Source organism: bacterium (assembly GCA_026708015.1).
GTDB lineage: Bacteria > Actinomycetota > Acidimicrobiia > Acidimicrobiales > Bin134 > Poriferisocius.
Genome location: JAPOVT010000061.1, coordinates 1 through 14722, shown reverse-complemented (window position 1 = coordinate 14722; position 14722 = coordinate 1). Strand labels below are relative to the sequence as shown.

General features: G+C 66.3%; 14 protein-coding genes. 6 read left to right on the top strand and 8 right to left on the bottom strand.

What is annotated here, in order from left to right; all coding sequences use genetic code 11:
- Window positions 1-14: 14 nt before the first annotated feature.
- The 4 genes from OXG30_15795 to OXG30_15780 all read right to left on the bottom strand — a co-directional run bounded on the left by OXG30_15795 (window position 15) and on the right by OXG30_15780 (window position 6323).
- Window positions 15-2108 carry an ATP-binding protein gene (locus OXG30_15795; protein ID MCY4136352.1) on the bottom strand — a complete coding sequence of 698 codons (2094 nt, stop codon included), beginning with the start codon at window positions 2106-2108 and terminating at the stop codon, window positions 15-17.
- Window positions 2102-4489, bottom strand: a complete 2388-nt coding sequence (locus tag OXG30_15790; GenBank protein ID MCY4136351.1) for a DNA topoisomerase 4 subunit A — start codon at window positions 4487-4489, stop codon at window positions 2102-2104. The genes OXG30_15795 and OXG30_15790 overlap by 7 nt, the downstream gene beginning before the upstream one ends.
- Window positions 4490-4623: 134 nt before the next feature.
- Window positions 4624-5394 carry a glycosyltransferase family 2 protein gene (locus OXG30_15785; protein ID MCY4136350.1) on the bottom strand — a complete coding sequence of 257 codons (771 nt, stop codon included), beginning with the start codon at window positions 5392-5394 and terminating at the stop codon, window positions 4624-4626.
- Window positions 5391-6323: an SDR family NAD(P)-dependent oxidoreductase gene (locus OXG30_15780; GenBank protein ID MCY4136349.1), complete on the bottom strand. Its 933-nt coding sequence runs from the start codon at window positions 6321-6323 to the stop codon at window positions 5391-5393. The genes OXG30_15785 and OXG30_15780 overlap by 4 nt, the downstream gene beginning before the upstream one ends.
- Before the next feature lie 92 nt (window positions 6324-6415).
- Here OXG30_15780 and OXG30_15775 point away from each other — a divergent pair, with 92 nt between their 5' ends.
- Both OXG30_15775 and OXG30_15770 read left to right on the top strand, forming a co-directional pair.
- Complete coding sequence (locus OXG30_15775; GenBank protein MCY4136348.1) at window positions 6416-6649, top strand: antitoxin; 234 nt, start codon at window positions 6416-6418, stop codon at window positions 6647-6649.
- Window positions 6646-7062: a type II toxin-antitoxin system VapC family toxin gene (locus OXG30_15770; GenBank protein MCY4136347.1), complete on the top strand. Its 417-nt coding sequence runs from the start codon at window positions 6646-6648 to the stop codon at window positions 7060-7062. The genes OXG30_15775 and OXG30_15770 overlap by 4 nt, the downstream gene beginning before the upstream one ends.
- A gap of 89 nt (window positions 7063-7151) precedes the next feature.
- On the opposite strand, the gene OXG30_15765 is transcribed toward OXG30_15770, so the two are convergent.
- From OXG30_15765 to OXG30_15755, 3 genes are all read right to left on the bottom strand, one after another.
- Window positions 7152-7571 (bottom strand): PIN domain-containing protein, encoded by a 420-nt coding sequence (locus tag OXG30_15765; protein MCY4136346.1) that lies wholly within the window; start codon window positions 7569-7571, stop codon window positions 7152-7154.
- Between the two features lie 3 nt (window positions 7572-7574).
- On the bottom strand, window positions 7575-7823 hold the full coding sequence (locus OXG30_15760; protein MCY4136345.1) for a hypothetical protein: 249 nt from the start codon (window positions 7821-7823) through the stop codon (window positions 7575-7577).
- 80 nt (window positions 7824-7903) lie between these two features.
- Window positions 7904-8392, bottom strand: coding sequence for a nuclear transport factor 2 family protein (locus tag OXG30_15755; GenBank protein MCY4136344.1), 489 nt, complete (start codon window positions 8390-8392; stop codon window positions 7904-7906).
- A 54-nt stretch (window positions 8393-8446) separates the two neighbouring features.
- Between OXG30_15755 and OXG30_15750 the strand changes: the two genes are divergently transcribed.
- Both OXG30_15750 and OXG30_15745 read left to right on the top strand, forming a co-directional pair.
- Window positions 8447-10015 carry a long-chain-fatty-acid--CoA ligase gene (locus OXG30_15750; GenBank protein MCY4136343.1) on the top strand — a complete coding sequence of 523 codons (1569 nt, stop codon included), beginning with the start codon at window positions 8447-8449 and terminating at the stop codon, window positions 10013-10015.
- Window positions 10016-10079: 64 nt separating this feature from the next.
- Entirely contained in the window at window positions 10080-10763 is a 684-nt protein-coding gene (locus tag OXG30_15745; protein ID MCY4136342.1) for a TIGR00266 family protein, read from the top strand.
- A 44-nt stretch (window positions 10764-10807) separates the two neighbouring features.
- Here OXG30_15745 and OXG30_15740 read toward each other — a convergent pair whose 3' ends face one another.
- Window positions 10808-11749: a ferrochelatase gene (locus tag OXG30_15740; GenBank protein MCY4136341.1), complete on the bottom strand. Its 942-nt coding sequence runs from the start codon at window positions 11747-11749 to the stop codon at window positions 10808-10810.
- A 178-nt stretch (window positions 11750-11927) separates the two neighbouring features.
- Between OXG30_15740 and OXG30_15735 the strand changes: the two genes are divergently transcribed.
- Together OXG30_15735 and OXG30_15730 are read left to right on the top strand one after the other, a co-directional pair.
- A complete protein-coding gene (locus OXG30_15735) occupies window positions 11928-12785 on the top strand; it encodes a transglycosylase family protein (GenBank protein ID MCY4136340.1) in 858 nt (285 codons plus the stop codon).
- A gap of 203 nt (window positions 12786-12988) precedes the next feature.
- Window positions 12989-14722: hypothetical protein (locus OXG30_15730; protein ID MCY4136339.1), on the top strand; the 1734-nt coding region annotated here is incomplete at its 3' end.

Sequence of the window (14722 nt, the reverse complement as noted above, 5' to 3'; positions counted from 1 at the left end):
TTCTTTTCTGGCCGTCAGTAGTCGAGGGCGTCGCGGTCGACCAGCTCGCTGTGGGCAATGAGGAAGTCCTTGCGGCGACCCACATCGGCGCCCATCAGGGTCTCGAACATCTCCTCGGCCTTTTTCGCATCGTCGAGGGTGAGCTGCCGAAGTGTGCGGGTTTCGGGGTCGAGGGCGCATTCGGCCAACTCGTCGGTATCCATCTCGCCCAGACCCTTGAACCGGGACCACCGGATGTTCTCGGCTTTTCGGTTGCCCTTGGCCAGTTCGGCGGTGATCTGGTCTCGTTCGGCGTCCGACCACGCCCGGTGGGTCTGATCGCCCACCTTGGCGGTGTACAGCGGGGGCTGGGCGGCATAGACCCGGCCCGCCTCCAGCATTGGGTGCATGAAGCGGTGGATGAGGGTGAGCAGCAGGCACCGGATGTGGCTGCCGTCCACATCGGCATCGCACAAGATCACGATGCGCCCATACCGAGCCTTGGCCATGTCGAAGTCGTCTCCGGAGCCGGCCCCAATTGCGGTGAACAGGGCCTGGGCCTCGGCGTTGTCCAACACCTGCTTCACCGACGACTTGGCGGCGTTCACCACCTTGCCCCGCAACGGCAGGATAGCCATGTTCTCGGCGTTGCGCCCCGCCTTGGCCGGGCCGGCGGCCGAGTCGCCCTCCACCAGGATCAGCTCGGACTCCGGGCCGTGTACCCGGCAGTCGGCCAGCTTGTCGGGCATTCCGGTGGAGCCCAGCGACGCGGCCCGGCGCTTGTTCTCCAGGGTCTGGCGAGCCGACACCCGGCTCACCACCGCGTCGGCAATCTTCGATTGCAAGGCGCTGACATGGCTCTTCGGGCCGGTTTGGAACCAGCTCTCCAAGCCATCCTTGAGAACGTTGTAGACGATGGACTGCACCGGCGGGGTGCCCAGTTCCTGCTTGGTCTGGCCCCGGAATTGCGGCTCGGGCAGGGTGACTTTGACTGCGGCAACCAAGCCCTCCTGCACGTCCTCTCGTTGGGCTCGGTCGTTGCCCTGCTTGGCCAGGCGGGCCAGCTTCTTGGAATCGGCCAGCAGGCTGTCGTTGATCGCCCGCGTCAGGGCCCGCTCGAAGCCGGCCAGGTGGGTGCCTCCGTGGGGGGTTGGAATGGTGTTGACGAACGTGGCCACCTTGGTGTCGTAGTCCTTGACCCAGCGCATGGCGATGTCCACTTGGCACAGCCGGGTGACCAATTCCATGGCGCCGTCCACGGGGACCTTCTCCTCGAACTCCTCGGCTCCGGGAATGGAGATGACCTCGGTGACGGCCTCAGACGCCGACAGGTGGGCCACCAGATCGGCCAGGCCCCCATGGGAGATCAGGTCCACCGGCTCGTTGTTGTGGCCTCGGCGCTTATCTTCCAGCTTGATCCTGAGTCCGGGCACCAAGAAGCAGGCCTGCTGGGCCCGCTGGCGGATGGCTTCAAACTCCACTGCCGCGTCGGGGTCGAACATGTCCCGATCGGGCCAGAACCGGATACGAGTGCCGGTTTTGCGGGTGGAGCGGATCCGGCGGAGCTTGTGGCCCTTGACGAACTTGTCGCCGTCGAACTGCCCGGCCTTCTGTTTGACGAACCAAAGCTGCCTGGTGGCGCCGTCTCGGTCCACTTCGGCCCGTAGCCGAGTGGACAGGGCGTTGACCACCGATGCGCCCACCCCGTGCAGTCCGCCTGAGGCACCGTAGACCCCGCCGCCGAACTTCCCGCCGGAGTGCAATTCAGTGAGCACCACCTCCAGAGCCGACACCTTCTTGGTGGGATGGGGGTCGATCGGTATGCCCCGACCGTTGTCGCTCACCTCTATCGAACCGTCGGCATGCAGGATCACGTCGATGCGGGTGGCGAATCCGGCGCCCGCCTCGTCCACGCCGTTGTCGATCAGCTCCCACACCAAATGCATGAGGCCGTCGCTGCCGGTGCCCCCGATGTACATGCCGGGGCGCTTGCGGACCGCCTCCAACCCCTCGAGGGTGACGATGTCGGCCGCTTCGTAGCTGCCGTTGCCGTTGCCCCCGTTGGGAGGGGTGAACAAGTCGGAGTTCTTGCCCCGAGAGCGGGAGGAGGAACTGGTCTGGGTCACCATCGGGGCATCCCCACGCTCAGGACCACGGCGTGGCCGGCGTCGCCGTTTTCCAGTGGGAAGGGCACCGGGGCCTTGGCCGGCTTGCCGTTGTCGTCCACTTCGGCCAACAGGTCGGCCGGGGGCGTCACCATGGCCATAGCCAAGGGCACCTCTCCACCCAACTGGGTGCCCAAGCCGTCCCGACCGGTGGCCGGGATGTCTGTAACCGGTGTGATGTCCACCGAACCCTTTTCATCCACCATGATCACGGCCTCGTCACCGACCACTCCAGCGGCGGCGATGATCCGGTCGCCATTTTTGAGCTTCATACCCCGAACCCCCGATGCCCCGCGCCCTTGAACGGAGACCGATTGAATCGGGGCCCGCAGCGCACGACCGTGGAGGCTGACCAGCGCCATCTCGGCGGACTCCGGGGCACAGAACGCGGCCACCACCTTGTCGTTGGGCTTCAGCTTGATGACCTGCTTGGTCGCTCGGCCCTTGTCGGCCTCCGACAGGTCGACCCGCTTCACTGTGCCGCCGGTGGTGACCAGCGTCATCGGATCACTGCCGGGCAACACGAGGGTGAGCACGGCCTCGCTGCGGATTGTCCCGAACACCTCGGACGCCCCTGCACCTCTACTGCGGCCCGACACTTCGGGGATGGCCGAAACCGGCGAGGCGATCACTCGACCGGCCGAGGTGACGGCCAAGACCGTGCTTGCCGAATCGGCTTCCACTGATGCGGTCAGCACGTCGTGGCGCCCGAACTGGGATCGCCGGCGACCCCCTGCCGAAGCCCGGCCCACGATGCCGGTAGTAGACAGCGTGACCACGCACGGCCCTTCGGCCTTCGGCGTCAGCTCTACCACTGGGGTGGCCTCATACACCGGGGCGTCTCGGTGCGACACGATCTCGGTGCGGCGATCCTGTCCGAACCGCTCCACCAGCTCGTCCAGTTCCTTCAGCACCAGGGTGCGCTGGCGCTGCTCTGAGCCCAGCAGCTTCTCCAATTGGTCGATCAGGGCGACCAGCTCGTCGCGCTCGTCGACGATCTTCTGCTTCTCCAGCGCAGTCAGGCGCCGAAGCTGCATGTCCAGGATGTGGGCCGCCTGGACCTCAGTCAGATCCAGGGCGTCCTGCAATCGCTGCCGGGCCTCGGCAGCGTCGTCCGAGCTCCGGATGATGGCCACCACCTCGTCGATGTTGTCCAGGGCGGTGATCAACCCCTCCAGAATGTGGTGGCGGTCGCGGGCCCGGCCCAGGCGATGCCGAGTGCGCCGCACCACAACGTCGAGGCGGTGGTCGATGTAGTGGCGGCACAGGTCGTAGAGCCCCACGGTGGTGGGGACGCCGTTCACCAGCACCACGTTGTTGACTGCGAAGGTCTCCTCCAGCGGGGTGAGGCGGAACAGGTCGTAGTACAGCTTCTCGGGCTCCACATGGGGCTCGCACTCGATCAGGATGCGCAGCCCGTGATGGCGGTCGGACAGATTGCGGGCGTCGTGGATGCCGGGCAGCTTGCCGTCGACGATCAGGTCGTTTACGCGCTTGACCACCTTCTCGGGCCCGACCATGTAGGGGAGTTCGGTGACCTCGATTCCCCAGCGGCTGCGGGTCAGTTTGACCGGTGCCATTTTGGCCTGGATCCGGATTGATCCCCGCCCGCTCTCGTAGATCTGGCGCAGCCCGCCTTCCTCAGCGTCGATGGCCAAGCCCCCGGAGGGGAAATCGGGGCCGGGCAGGGCCTTGAGCAGCTCGTCGACGGTGGGCTTGGGCCGGCGCTTGGTCATCACCAGCCGGATGGCCTCGGCCACCTCCCGCAGGTTGTGGGGGGCCATGTTGGTGGCCATGCCCACGGCGATACCGGTGGTGCCGTTCACTAGAAGGTTGGGCAGCCGGCCCGGCAAGCACTCGGGCTCGGTGCTCTCGCCGTCGTAGGTCGACCGGTGGTCCACGGTGTCCTCGTCGATCTCGGCCAGCATCTCCATGGCGGCATTGGCCAGGCGGCACTCCGTGTAGCGGGGGGCGGCCGGGGGGTCGTCGAGGGTGCCGAAGTTGCCGTGGGGGTCCACCAGGGTGATGGGCCGGGAGAAATCCTGGGCCAGGCGCACGAGGGCGTCGTAGATGGCGGCATCGCCATGGGGGTGGTACTTGCCCATCGTGTCGCCCACCACGCGGGCGCTCTTGCGGTGGGGACCGTCGGAGCGGATACCCATGTTGAGCATGGAGTAGAGGATGCGGCGCTGCACCGGTTTCAGGCCGTCACGGACATCGGGGATGGCCCGGGAGGTGATGACCGACAGGGAGTAGGCCAGAAATGACTCCGACATCTCCTCGGCCACCGGGACAGGCACGATCTCACGGGCAAAATCGACATCCGTGTCGCGATCGTTCGACACGGTGCCGAGCGGTAACTGTGATTGTGGGGGCATGATTCCCTTAGCGGATTTTCGTAGGGGGAAGTGCGGGTTTTACCCCTGATTAGACGGTACCTGCCAACGGTGACAGTTGGGCGGAAATCGGCAGCTTACGGTCAGATTTCCGGAATGCGGGCGCGGCTGAGGCGCACGGTCTGGCCGAAGGATCGGACGGCGGCCCGAAGCGCCCGCCAACCCAGGATCGACACCACTCCGGTGGTGCGGTCTTGGTGGGGGACGGGCACCTCAGCCACGCGGGCACCTGATCTGGTCAGCATCCCCGACAGCACCACGTTGGGGGCGAAGGTGTCGTCGGGAATGGGGGTCAGCAGGGGAGCCAGCACCGTCGAGCGCATCAGCCGGTATGGGCAGTTCACGTCGGCCAGGCGGCAGCCGAAGGCGGCCCGGGCGGTGAACCGGGCGGCCCGGGTGATGGCCCGTCGGCCGGGCGACTGGTTCCGGCTGGTTCGGATGCCGATGACCGCATCCGTCTGGTGGCGGAGGTTCCACAGCTCACCAAACGAGCTTGCGGGCATCTCGTCGTCGGAATCGGTCTGGAATACCCAGTCAGCGGTGACCGTCCCTCGCCGGTAGCCCCGCAAGATGGTCGGCCCGTGGCCGCTGTTGGTCTTGGCGTCCACCACCAGCCGGGGGTGGCGCTCGGCCACCGCCCGCAGAATCTGCTCGCTGGCGTCGGTGGCGCCGTCCACGATGGCCACCAGCTCGTAGTCGATGCCCAGGCTGTCGAGCACCCCGAGCCAGCGCTCGGCTACCTGGCCGGCGATCTCCTCTTCGTTGTACACGGGCATGACTGTGCACAGCTCTAGCCGGCCGGACGCTTCTCGGCCCCCGGATGCTTTGCGGCCAGCGGCGGCTTCGTCGGTCACTCTTGGGCGCTCTGGGCCAGAAGCTGAGCCTCCTTGTCGGCCAGGATGGCGCCGCTCAGGTCGTAGCGGATGGCGGCGGTGTTGGGTTCCGGGCCGTCCCAGCTGGGCAGCAGGCCCCGTTCGTGGCAGAAGAATTGGGCCTCGATGTTGGTGCCGTTCAGCTCGGTGGCTTCGGGGTCGGTGGCCAGCCAGGCCACTACCGCGCCGATCACGTCGGCGGGCTGGCCGGTGTCCTCGAAGCCGAACTGGGCCATGTCTTGGGCGATGCGCTCGGTGGAGATGTAGCCAGGCTGCACGTTGAAGGTGTTGATGTTGTCTTTGCCGTGCTCCACGGCCAGGAATCCGGCCACCCGGTGGAAGGCGCCCTTGCTGATGCCGTAGCCCATGCCCCAGCCGCCGTCGCCCGCCGCCTCGGTGGGGTCGGCGTAGCCCGAGGCCGAGGTGATATTCACCAGGGTGCCGCTACCCCGCTCGACCATCTGGGGCAAAAACGCCTTGGTGAGCACCAGCGGTGCCAGGCAGTTGGCCTTCAGGTGGCAGTCGAGCAATTCGATGGGGGTGTCCAGCAGGCGGTCCATGTGGCCGGGGCCGATGTAGCGCCCGTTGTTCACCAGCACGTCCACCCGGCCCCAGTGCTCCAATGTGATAGCGGCCGCCGCCTCCAGGGAGTCGAAGTCGAGCAGATCGGCGGCCACGATCAGCGCATCGCCCCCCGCCTCGGTCACCAGCGCCGCGGTGGCCGACAGGCTGCCCGGCAGCGGCGAGGTGTCCGACCGCTGCACCGTGGAGGAGTGCTCCCGCTGCTCGCCCTCCTGCACCGTACGGGCCGACACCGCCACATCGAAGCCCGCCCGGGCCAAATGCACCGAGCACGCCTTGCCAATCCCCCGGCTCGCCCCGGTCACAAACGCCACTGGTCGATCATTCATGGCCCGTAGTCTGCCCGGTAGCGCTGCGGTGCGCTCGTCGGGCCAGAAAACAAGGTGCTTGTATTTCAGCGCTGTAGCGCTATTGTGTCGGCATGGCAACAATCCAGATCCGGGATGTTTCCGAGGAGGCTTATGAGACGATCCGACGGCGGTCCCGAGCGGCGGGCCAGTCGATCCAGGCCTATATGAAAAAGCAAGTCGAGCGGCTCGCCCGCGAACCGGACGAAGACGCCCACTTCGGCGAACTGGAGCGCTTCGCCCAGTCACACGGGACAGAACTCGATATCGACGTCTTGTTGGCAGACCTCGACAACAACCGCCGGTGAACTCGAATGCTGTGGTGGTGGACGCTTCGGCGCTGGTAGCGGCGGTGGCCGACATAGGACCCATCGGAGAACAAGCCCGAGCACAGTTGCGAGACCGCAGGCGGTCGGCGCCGTTTCTTATCGATGCCGAGGCGGGCAGCGCCCTGCGCTCGATGGCTTTGCGCGGCGACCTCGATGAACGCGCTGCTGAGTCGGCCCGGCTGCTCGCTGAGAGAACGATTCACCACCGCCACCCCCACCACGGGCCGCTAGCAGCCCGCGCCTGGCAGCTGCGCCACAACCTCACCTTCTACGATGCTCTTTACCTCGCCCTCGCCGAGAGCCTGAACAGCCCCCTTGTCACCGCCGATACCCGGATCGCCCGCGCCCAACCCGATCACCCCCTCATCCTCCCCGTCCACCACCCCAACTAGCCGGCGGCGGCTGCTACTGGCTGGCTATTAGATCCACTGTGATCTGTTGACCGGGCATCTCGGTATACATGGTGCGGGCCGGGCGGGGGTTAGGGGTGGACTGTGAATGCTTGGGATTTGTGGGGGCCGTAGCGGTGGATGCGGTAGTCGGCGTCGGCTGCGAGTGCCTGGGTGATGGCCAGGCGCTCCATGAGGGCCCAGCTTGTGCGGTCGGTGAGGGAGAACGACTGGTCGGGGTAGTCGTCCAGCATCGCCTGGGCAGCCTCGAAGTCGGCCGGCGTTGTGCATTCGATCCGGGCGACGCCCGATGCGATGGCGGTGACTACGCGGTTGGCGTTGGCGTGGTTGGTGCGGGCGGTCACCAGGTTCCACAACTCGGCTAAGACGAGGTCGCTGGTGACCAGGTCTCCGGCGCGTTCGGCGAGCAGCGACTGGGCGATGTCGCGGTGGGCGTCGCCGACGTCGGCTGCGGCGTACCAGATGCTCGTGTCTACGAAGACCGGGGCCACTGCTCAGAGGCCTTTGGCGGCAAACTGCTTGTCGATCGCCTCGCTGATCATGGCTTGTTTTCCGTCGGCGATCCTCGATCCTCCGCTGTCGAACAGCCCGAACAACAGCGACGGATCGGCTGCGGCGTCAGCCTCGGTTAGGTCGTTGGCCACGAGGCGGCGGATGTATGCCGACAGCGAGATGCCCTCATGGGCGGCCTTGCGCTTGGCCTCGGCGTGGTGGTGGTCGGGAAGGATGATCATCGTCCGCACAGGACCAATGTAGCATCACTGGCATGGCATATCCTATGTCATGCCAGGTCGCTGCTCTGGCTATAAGCGCCGTTAGGCGGTCACACGTGGCGGATGTCCACGTCGTGCCAATCGCTTTTCAGTTCGTCGGGTGGTGCGGGGAAGGCGCCGCGGGCCCACTGGGGTCGGGCGGTGCGGGCGGTGATGAGCCAGCGGTCGTCAAAACGGGCCACGTCGTCGCAGTAGTGCAGGCCCAAGATGAGGTCGCCTACATCTGAGTCCTCCGGGCGCATGTGGTAGGCCACCGCCCAGGTCTCAATGTGACCCTCGTCGGCGCCCTCTTCCAAGTCGATGTACTGGTTGCCCATGAAGTGGAGGGTGGCATCGAACTTGTGCAGCTCCTTCTCGGTCCAGTCAAGGTAGGGGTCAAGGTCTCCGGAGATGACCGTCCCGCTGATCTGGCAGTCGGGGTGGAAGGCGGAGCGCACCAGGTCGAAGTCGATGCGGTCGATTCCCCGGGCGTACCGCTGGGGAACCTCCTTGATCAGCTCCCGATCCTTCAGCCAACGCACTGTGGATTCGACGTCCATTTCGCCTCCTTCGACCCGCTCCGGCACACTCGGTCTCGCGCTACGGTTGCCCCCATGAAAGAGCTGATCTATCACCGGCAGTTCTACCCGGCAGTGGAGCGGTACGCCAACGAAGAGGCGATCGTCGACGGTGCCTACCGGGCCAGCTTCGCCACCCACGGCGAGCGGGTCACCCGGCTGGCCAATGCCATGGGCAGCGAGCTCGGTGTCAAGAAGGGCGACCGGGTGGCCATCATGGCCCTCAACAGCGCCTCCTACCTGGAGCTTTACCACGCCTGCTATCTGGGCGCCGGGGTGGTCAACCCGCTGAACCTGCGGCTGGCCGGCCCCGAGTTGGAGTACATCGTGAAGGACTCGGGCACCGAGGTGGCCTTTGTGGACGGCTTCTTTGCCGAGGCATTCGTCAAGGCCATGGAGGCCGCCGGCGACAGCCCCATCCGCACCGTGGTGCTCATCGGCTCCGGCGATGTGCCCCACGACGTGGCTTACGAGGATTTGGTGGCCGCGGGCGACACCGCTGCGCCGCCTGAGCCCGAAGAGGACGACCCGGTGGTGCTCATGTACACCGGCGGTACCACCGGCCTTCCCAAGGGGGTGCTGCTCCAGCAGCGGGCTGAGATGCTGAACGTGTACCACGTGGCCATCGGGCTGGGGGGCACGAGAGACGACGATGTGTTCTTGTGCCAGACGCCGCTGTTCCACGCCGCCTCTATGGCCAGCTTGCTGGTGATTCCGGCCTCCGGCTCCAAGATGGTGACCATCCCCGCCTTCGACCCCGCCGGGGTGATGAACCTGATTGAGGCCGAGGGCATCACCCAGACGGTGATGGTGCCCACCATGATCGGCATGTGCATCCAGCACCCCGAGTACCGGCCCGAGCGGCTGGCGTCGCTGCGAGAGCTGGTGTACGGCGCGTCGCCGATGCCCGAGGCCGTTTTGAGCCATCTGCTGGAGCACCTGCCGGATGTGAACCTGCTCCAGGGCTACGGCATGACCGAGTGCTCGTCGGTGCTCACGTTCCTGTCGGCTGAAGACCATGTGGCCGGCGGCCCCCAGCTGCGGTCGGTGGGCCGCCCGGTGTTCGGCGTGAACCTCTGCATCCAAGACGAGGACGGCAACATGTTGCCCGACGGCGAGATCGGCGAGGTGTGCGCCCGGGGCGGCAACTACATGAAGGAGTACTGGAACAAGCCCGATGCCACCGCCGAGGTGTTCCGGGACGGGTGGTACCACACCGGCGACGCCGGATACCTCGACGAGGAGGGCTACCTGTTCTTGGTCGACCGGGTGAAGGACATGATCGTGTCGGGCGGCGAGAACGTGTACTCATCCGAGGTGGAGAGCGCTATCTCCACCCATCCCGGCGTGGCCCAAGTGGCGGTGATCGGCATTCCCGATCCGGTTTGGGGTGAGGCGGTCCACGCCGTGGTGGTTCCCGCACCGGGCCAGGAGATCACCGAAGAGGAGGTCTGCGAGCACGCTCGCCAGATCATCGCCGGCTACAAAGTGCCCAAATCGGTGGAGTTCCGGGCTGAACCGCTACCCCTGTCGGGCGCCATGAAGGTGCTCAAGCGGGAGCTGCGGGCCCCCTACTGGGAAGGCCAGGACAAAAGCATCGGGTAAACAGCCCGTAAATCTTGGCCAGCCCGCCACCAATTCGCCGTAGGCGGTGGGTAGGCTGCCCGGCATGCAGGTAGATATACGTCATGCCCCCAGCTTTGCCGTCGCCCGGTGCGCCCTTGGCGGGGGTGAGCAGGTCAAAGTCGAGGCCGGAGCTATGTCGGCCCACTCCTCGGGGATGTCGCTGGAGGCCAAAGTAGAGGGCGGCATGCTCAAGGGGCTCAAGCGCAGCGTGCTGGGCGGCGAATCGCTGTTCGTGTCCACCTACACCGCTCCCGCGCAGGGCGGCTGGGTGGACGTGGCTGCCAAGCTGCCCGGCGATCTTCGGGTGATCGATCTGGACGGGTCGCAATCGTGGATCATCGAGCGGGGCAACTGGCTGGCCTCCGATGCCTCAGTGGAAATGGACACCAAGTGGGGCGGCTTCAAGTCGCTGGTCGGTGGCGAGGGCGGGTTCATGGCCCACGCCGAGGGCACTGGCAAGGTAGTGGTGGCCTCTTACGGGGCCATCGACGTGGTCTCGCTGGCCGTGGGTGAGACGGTGGTGGTGGACACCAGCCACATGCTGGCCTTCCCCGACACCGTGAGCTACGAGCTACGCCGAGCCGTGGAGGGCCGCTCAATCCAGTCGATGAAGTCGGGCGAGGGTTTCGTATTCCACTTCAGCGGTCCTGGCGACATCTTGACCCAGACCCGCAATCAGGCCCAGCTCATCGCCTGGATCAACACCGAGATCGGCTCTCGCGAATAGCAGATCCCGCCCATAGGGGCATTTGCGCCAGCGAATAGCGATCCCTACCGCAAACAGCAGTCCACCGGACAGGGCGCCGGCGGGGGAGCCAGCACCAAATCGGCGATCATCGTGACGAACGCTGGATGGGTGCCGACAGTGGGCACACGGGCTAACCGCAACCCCAGCATGTCGGCTCGCTGGCGGGCTTCAGTGTCGAGGTCGTAGACCACCTCCATATGGTCAGCCACGAAGCCGATGGGCACCACGATCACCGCGTCGGCCCCGGCATCGGCCAGTCGGTCCAGCTCATCGCCGATATCGGGCTCCAGCCACGGAACCTGGGGCGGGCCGCTGCGGCTTTGGTAGGCCAGCGACCACTCTTGCACTCCGGTGCGCCCCGCCACCCGGCGGCAGGCCTCGTTGAGCTGGGCCTCATAGGGGGCGGTGGCCGCCATGGACTGGGGAATGCTGTGGGCGGTGAACACCACCGGGGCGCTCGGCTCAGCTCGGCGGGCGGCGGCGAGGTTGTCGGCCATGGCCGACAGGAATCCCTCCTGATCCCAGAACGGGGGCACTTTGTGGACCATTGGCGCGTCAGGACCGACCGACGCCCGAGCCTGCTCGATGTCCTCGGCGTACTGGCGGCAGCCGGAGTAGGAGCCAAAAGCCGAGGTCACGAATCCCATTGCGGCGCCAATCCCGTCGTCGCGCATCTGGGCCATGGTGTCGGCCAGCATCGGCGACCAGTTCCGGTTGCCCCAGTACACCGGCAGACCCGCTCCCCGAGCACCCAGCTCGGCCGCCAGGGCGGCGACCAAGTCTCGATTGCACTGGTTGATGGGGCTGACCCCTCCGAACAGGTGATAATGCTCGGCGACGGCGGCCAGGCGCTCGTCTCCGATGCCCCGACCCCGGGTCACGTTGCGCAAGAACGGCATCACGTCGTCGGGGCCCTCTGGCCCGCCGAACGACACGATCAGGATCGCCTCTGGCTCTTGTCCCACCGGGAGTAGGGCAGGGTCGGTTGAAGGGATAGTGGGCATAGTCGGTAGATTTGTAACGGCCGGTAGGGGTTTTGCTGCCCTGAACGGCGTTGCGGTAAACCCGTTTCGAGGGTAGCCGAACTGGGGAGAGAGTTTGCGGGCTGAAGAACGCAGTCGCTTGACGGTTCTTTTCGTTGCAGTGGTCGTCACCATGGCGGCCGCTGGCGGCGTCGCCTTCGGACAGGCCGACGAGGACGGCGAAGCGGTCCAGCCGGTGGCCGTTGAGTCGGCCGTGCCGCCGTGGCGCGATCTGGAGCGGGCCCAGCACAACTTGGAGGTGGCCATCACCGCTCGTGACAGCCTGCAAAGGGCGCTCGACCGCACGGTCGATGAGCTGCACCGCGAACTCGCCCGGTTGGATCAGCTCAACAGCACCGACACCGGCAAGCAGCTGCTGAATGACGAGGCTGAGAGTCTCATCGTGCAGGAGTACATGGCGGGCGGCTATCTCGAAGACCTGGTCTTCGTTCTGGGCGTAACCGAGGCCACCGACGCCATTTGGCGAAATGCCCTGCTGTCGGAGGTGTCGGAGGTGTTCGAGGAAGCCCTGGAGGCAAGGGAGAACGTGCCGGGGGAGCGGGAGCGCACCGAGGCCCGCATCAGGCGGCTCGACGATGCCATTCCGTATCTGAGCAGCCGCCTCCGGGAAACCGCCCAGTCGATTGAGGCGGCTGAGTGGGTGGTGTACATCGCGGAGATCAACGACATGGCCGATCGAGAGCTGATCGAGAACGGGTTCATCGAACCCACCGAGCAGCACTGGTACAACCTGCGATTCTGCGAGTCCACCAACAACTACACCGCTGAAAGCTCAAACGGTCTGTTCTATGGCGCCTATCAGTTCGAGCCCCGGACGTGGCGAACAGTGGGCGGCACCGGGAACCCGGCCCACGCCCGGCCCGAAGAGCAGGATGCCCGCGCCCGCCTGCTCTACGCCCGCAGGGGGGACCAACCCTGGCCCCGGGCCTACTGCGGTCGGTGGTTGCCTCACAACTAGACGGTTAGTACGGTTAGTTCCGAGGGGTGGGCTCGGCTTGGTGTGTGTTAAGGGGGGCCAAGAGCTTTGATGATAAAATCGTCAGGTGATGGATTTGGGAACTGTCAGAGGTATGCGGCAAACGTCGGAGCGCTCCTGTTCGGCTGCGATGTTGCGGGGGGGGGGGGTCGGCGCTCAGGGCTGCGCGACGTTTGCTCGCTCCGGTGCTTGCGACGGCGTTGTCGGCCTCGCTGCTGGTGGTGGTCCCGGCGGGGGTGCGCAGCGCTGAGGCGCAGACTGTCGTCCACGGCCTGACCCTCAGCGTCTCTGCTCTGGATGTGTACGCGAACGAGGGCGCCGCGACGTACACCGTGCAGCTGAAGTCGGCGCCGTCGGGCAGCGTGACGGTGGCGGTGTCGTCAGGCGACACGACCCATGTCACGGTCGACACCGACCCTGACACTGACGGCGGCCAGAGCACGCTGACGTTCGCGCCCACTGGTTCCAATGCGTGGAATGTGGCGCAGACGGTGACGGTGACGTCTGCGTCGGGCGCGGCGGTGAGCGACACGGCTGTGATCGCGCACAGCATCCAGAACTCCGGGGACACGGCGAACTATCCCAACGGCGTCGTGTCGGGAGCGACGGTGACGGCGACGGTGGTGACGGACACCCGGCCGGTGGTCACCGTCCAGGGCCGAGATACGTTTACGGGCGTCCCGAAAGACCGGGTAGCCGAGGGCGAGACAATACACGGTGTCCAGCGGCTGGCGTCGTTCCACTTTAGCGTCACCGGCAGGACGTATATCTGGTTTCGGCTCTCGCAGGAGGGCGACTTCGGCGATTCCCGTGACATAAAGGTCTATGAGAACCGGTGGGCAATACCAGATGACCCTGGACGCATGCGCGTAAACGGCCACTCCAACGGCGTGCGGGTCATCAACGACAGTGTGGACGAGCCCAATGGCAAGGCGATCGCGACGATCCTGCCGCGGCCTGCTGATTACCGGATCGGCTCGCCGGGCCGCGCTGAGGTTCTGATACTGGACAATGATCCGACGGCGGTGACTTTGGCGCGCTCTTCGGGGTCTGCGGTGAACGAAGGCGCGGCGCACGCCTACACGATCACGCTGGGCCGCGGGCTGGTGGCCGGCGAGTCGCTGGCGGTGCCGCTGACCTTCAACAGCGGCACCGGCGCGGCGGTGCGCAACACAGACTTCACCTTGGCCTGCCCGTCGCCGCTGCCGACGGGGGTGACCTGCAACGACCTGAACACGGCCACCACGCCGACGGTCACCTTCACCGGCCCCAGCACGGGCCAGACCGCGACGTCGGTGACGCTGACGCTGACCGCCTCCGCTGACTTGGTTACCGGCGAGTCCGAGACGGTGGACATCGGCATGGGCACGATCACTACGACATCTGGCGTGCTGGACTCCGACAACAACGATGTGGGTCTGGGCGGCGGGGTGACGGCCACCGACGACGCGGCGGCGCTGAGCATCATCGACGTCACGCAGAGCGTGTCGCTGTCGGCGGCTTCCTTCAAGGCAGCCGAGGGCAGTCCCGCCGAGATCGGTGTGGTGCTGTCGGCGCCTTTGGTCTCCGCGACGACGATCACGGTGCAGGCCCAGGCGGGGTCGGGCACGGCGGACTCGCCGGCCGACTACGCGGGCGGGACCTACAGCGTGACGATCCCTGCGGGCCAGACTCGCGGCACGGTGTCGGTCCCGACCGTGGCGGACACTGTGCCCGATGACAGGGAGACGTTCGAGGTGACGCTGACGGCGGTGCCCGCGGGGCTGACCACAGCCGCGCCCACGTCGGCGACGGTGACGATAGCGGAGACGTCGCTGGCAGGCTTCTCGACGGCGTCGACGTCGGCGGCGGAGGGCTCGACGGCCACGGCGAGCGTGGAGCTGTCCACGGCCGCCACTCAGGCGTTCGCTTTGGAGTTC

Coding starts and splice junctions, on each gene's coding strand:
- OXG30_15795 (MCY4136352.1), bottom strand. CDS start 2,108: ATGGTGACCCAGACCAGTTCCTCCTCCCGCTCTCGGGGCAAGAACTCC.
- OXG30_15780 (MCY4136349.1), bottom strand. CDS start 6,323: ATGAATGATCGACCAGTGGCGTTTGTGACCGGGGCGAGCCGGGGGATT.
- OXG30_15775 (MCY4136348.1), top strand. CDS start 6,416: ATGGCAACAATCCAGATCCGGGATGTTTCCGAGGAGGCTTATGAGACG.
- OXG30_15755 (MCY4136344.1), bottom strand. CDS start 8,392: ATGGACGTCGAATCCACAGTGCGTTGGCTGAAGGATCGGGAGCTGATC.
- OXG30_15750 (MCY4136343.1), top strand. CDS start 8,447: ATGAAAGAGCTGATCTATCACCGGCAGTTCTACCCGGCAGTGGAGCGG.
- OXG30_15745 (MCY4136342.1), top strand. CDS start 10,080: ATGCAGGTAGATATACGTCATGCCCCCAGCTTTGCCGTCGCCCGGTGC.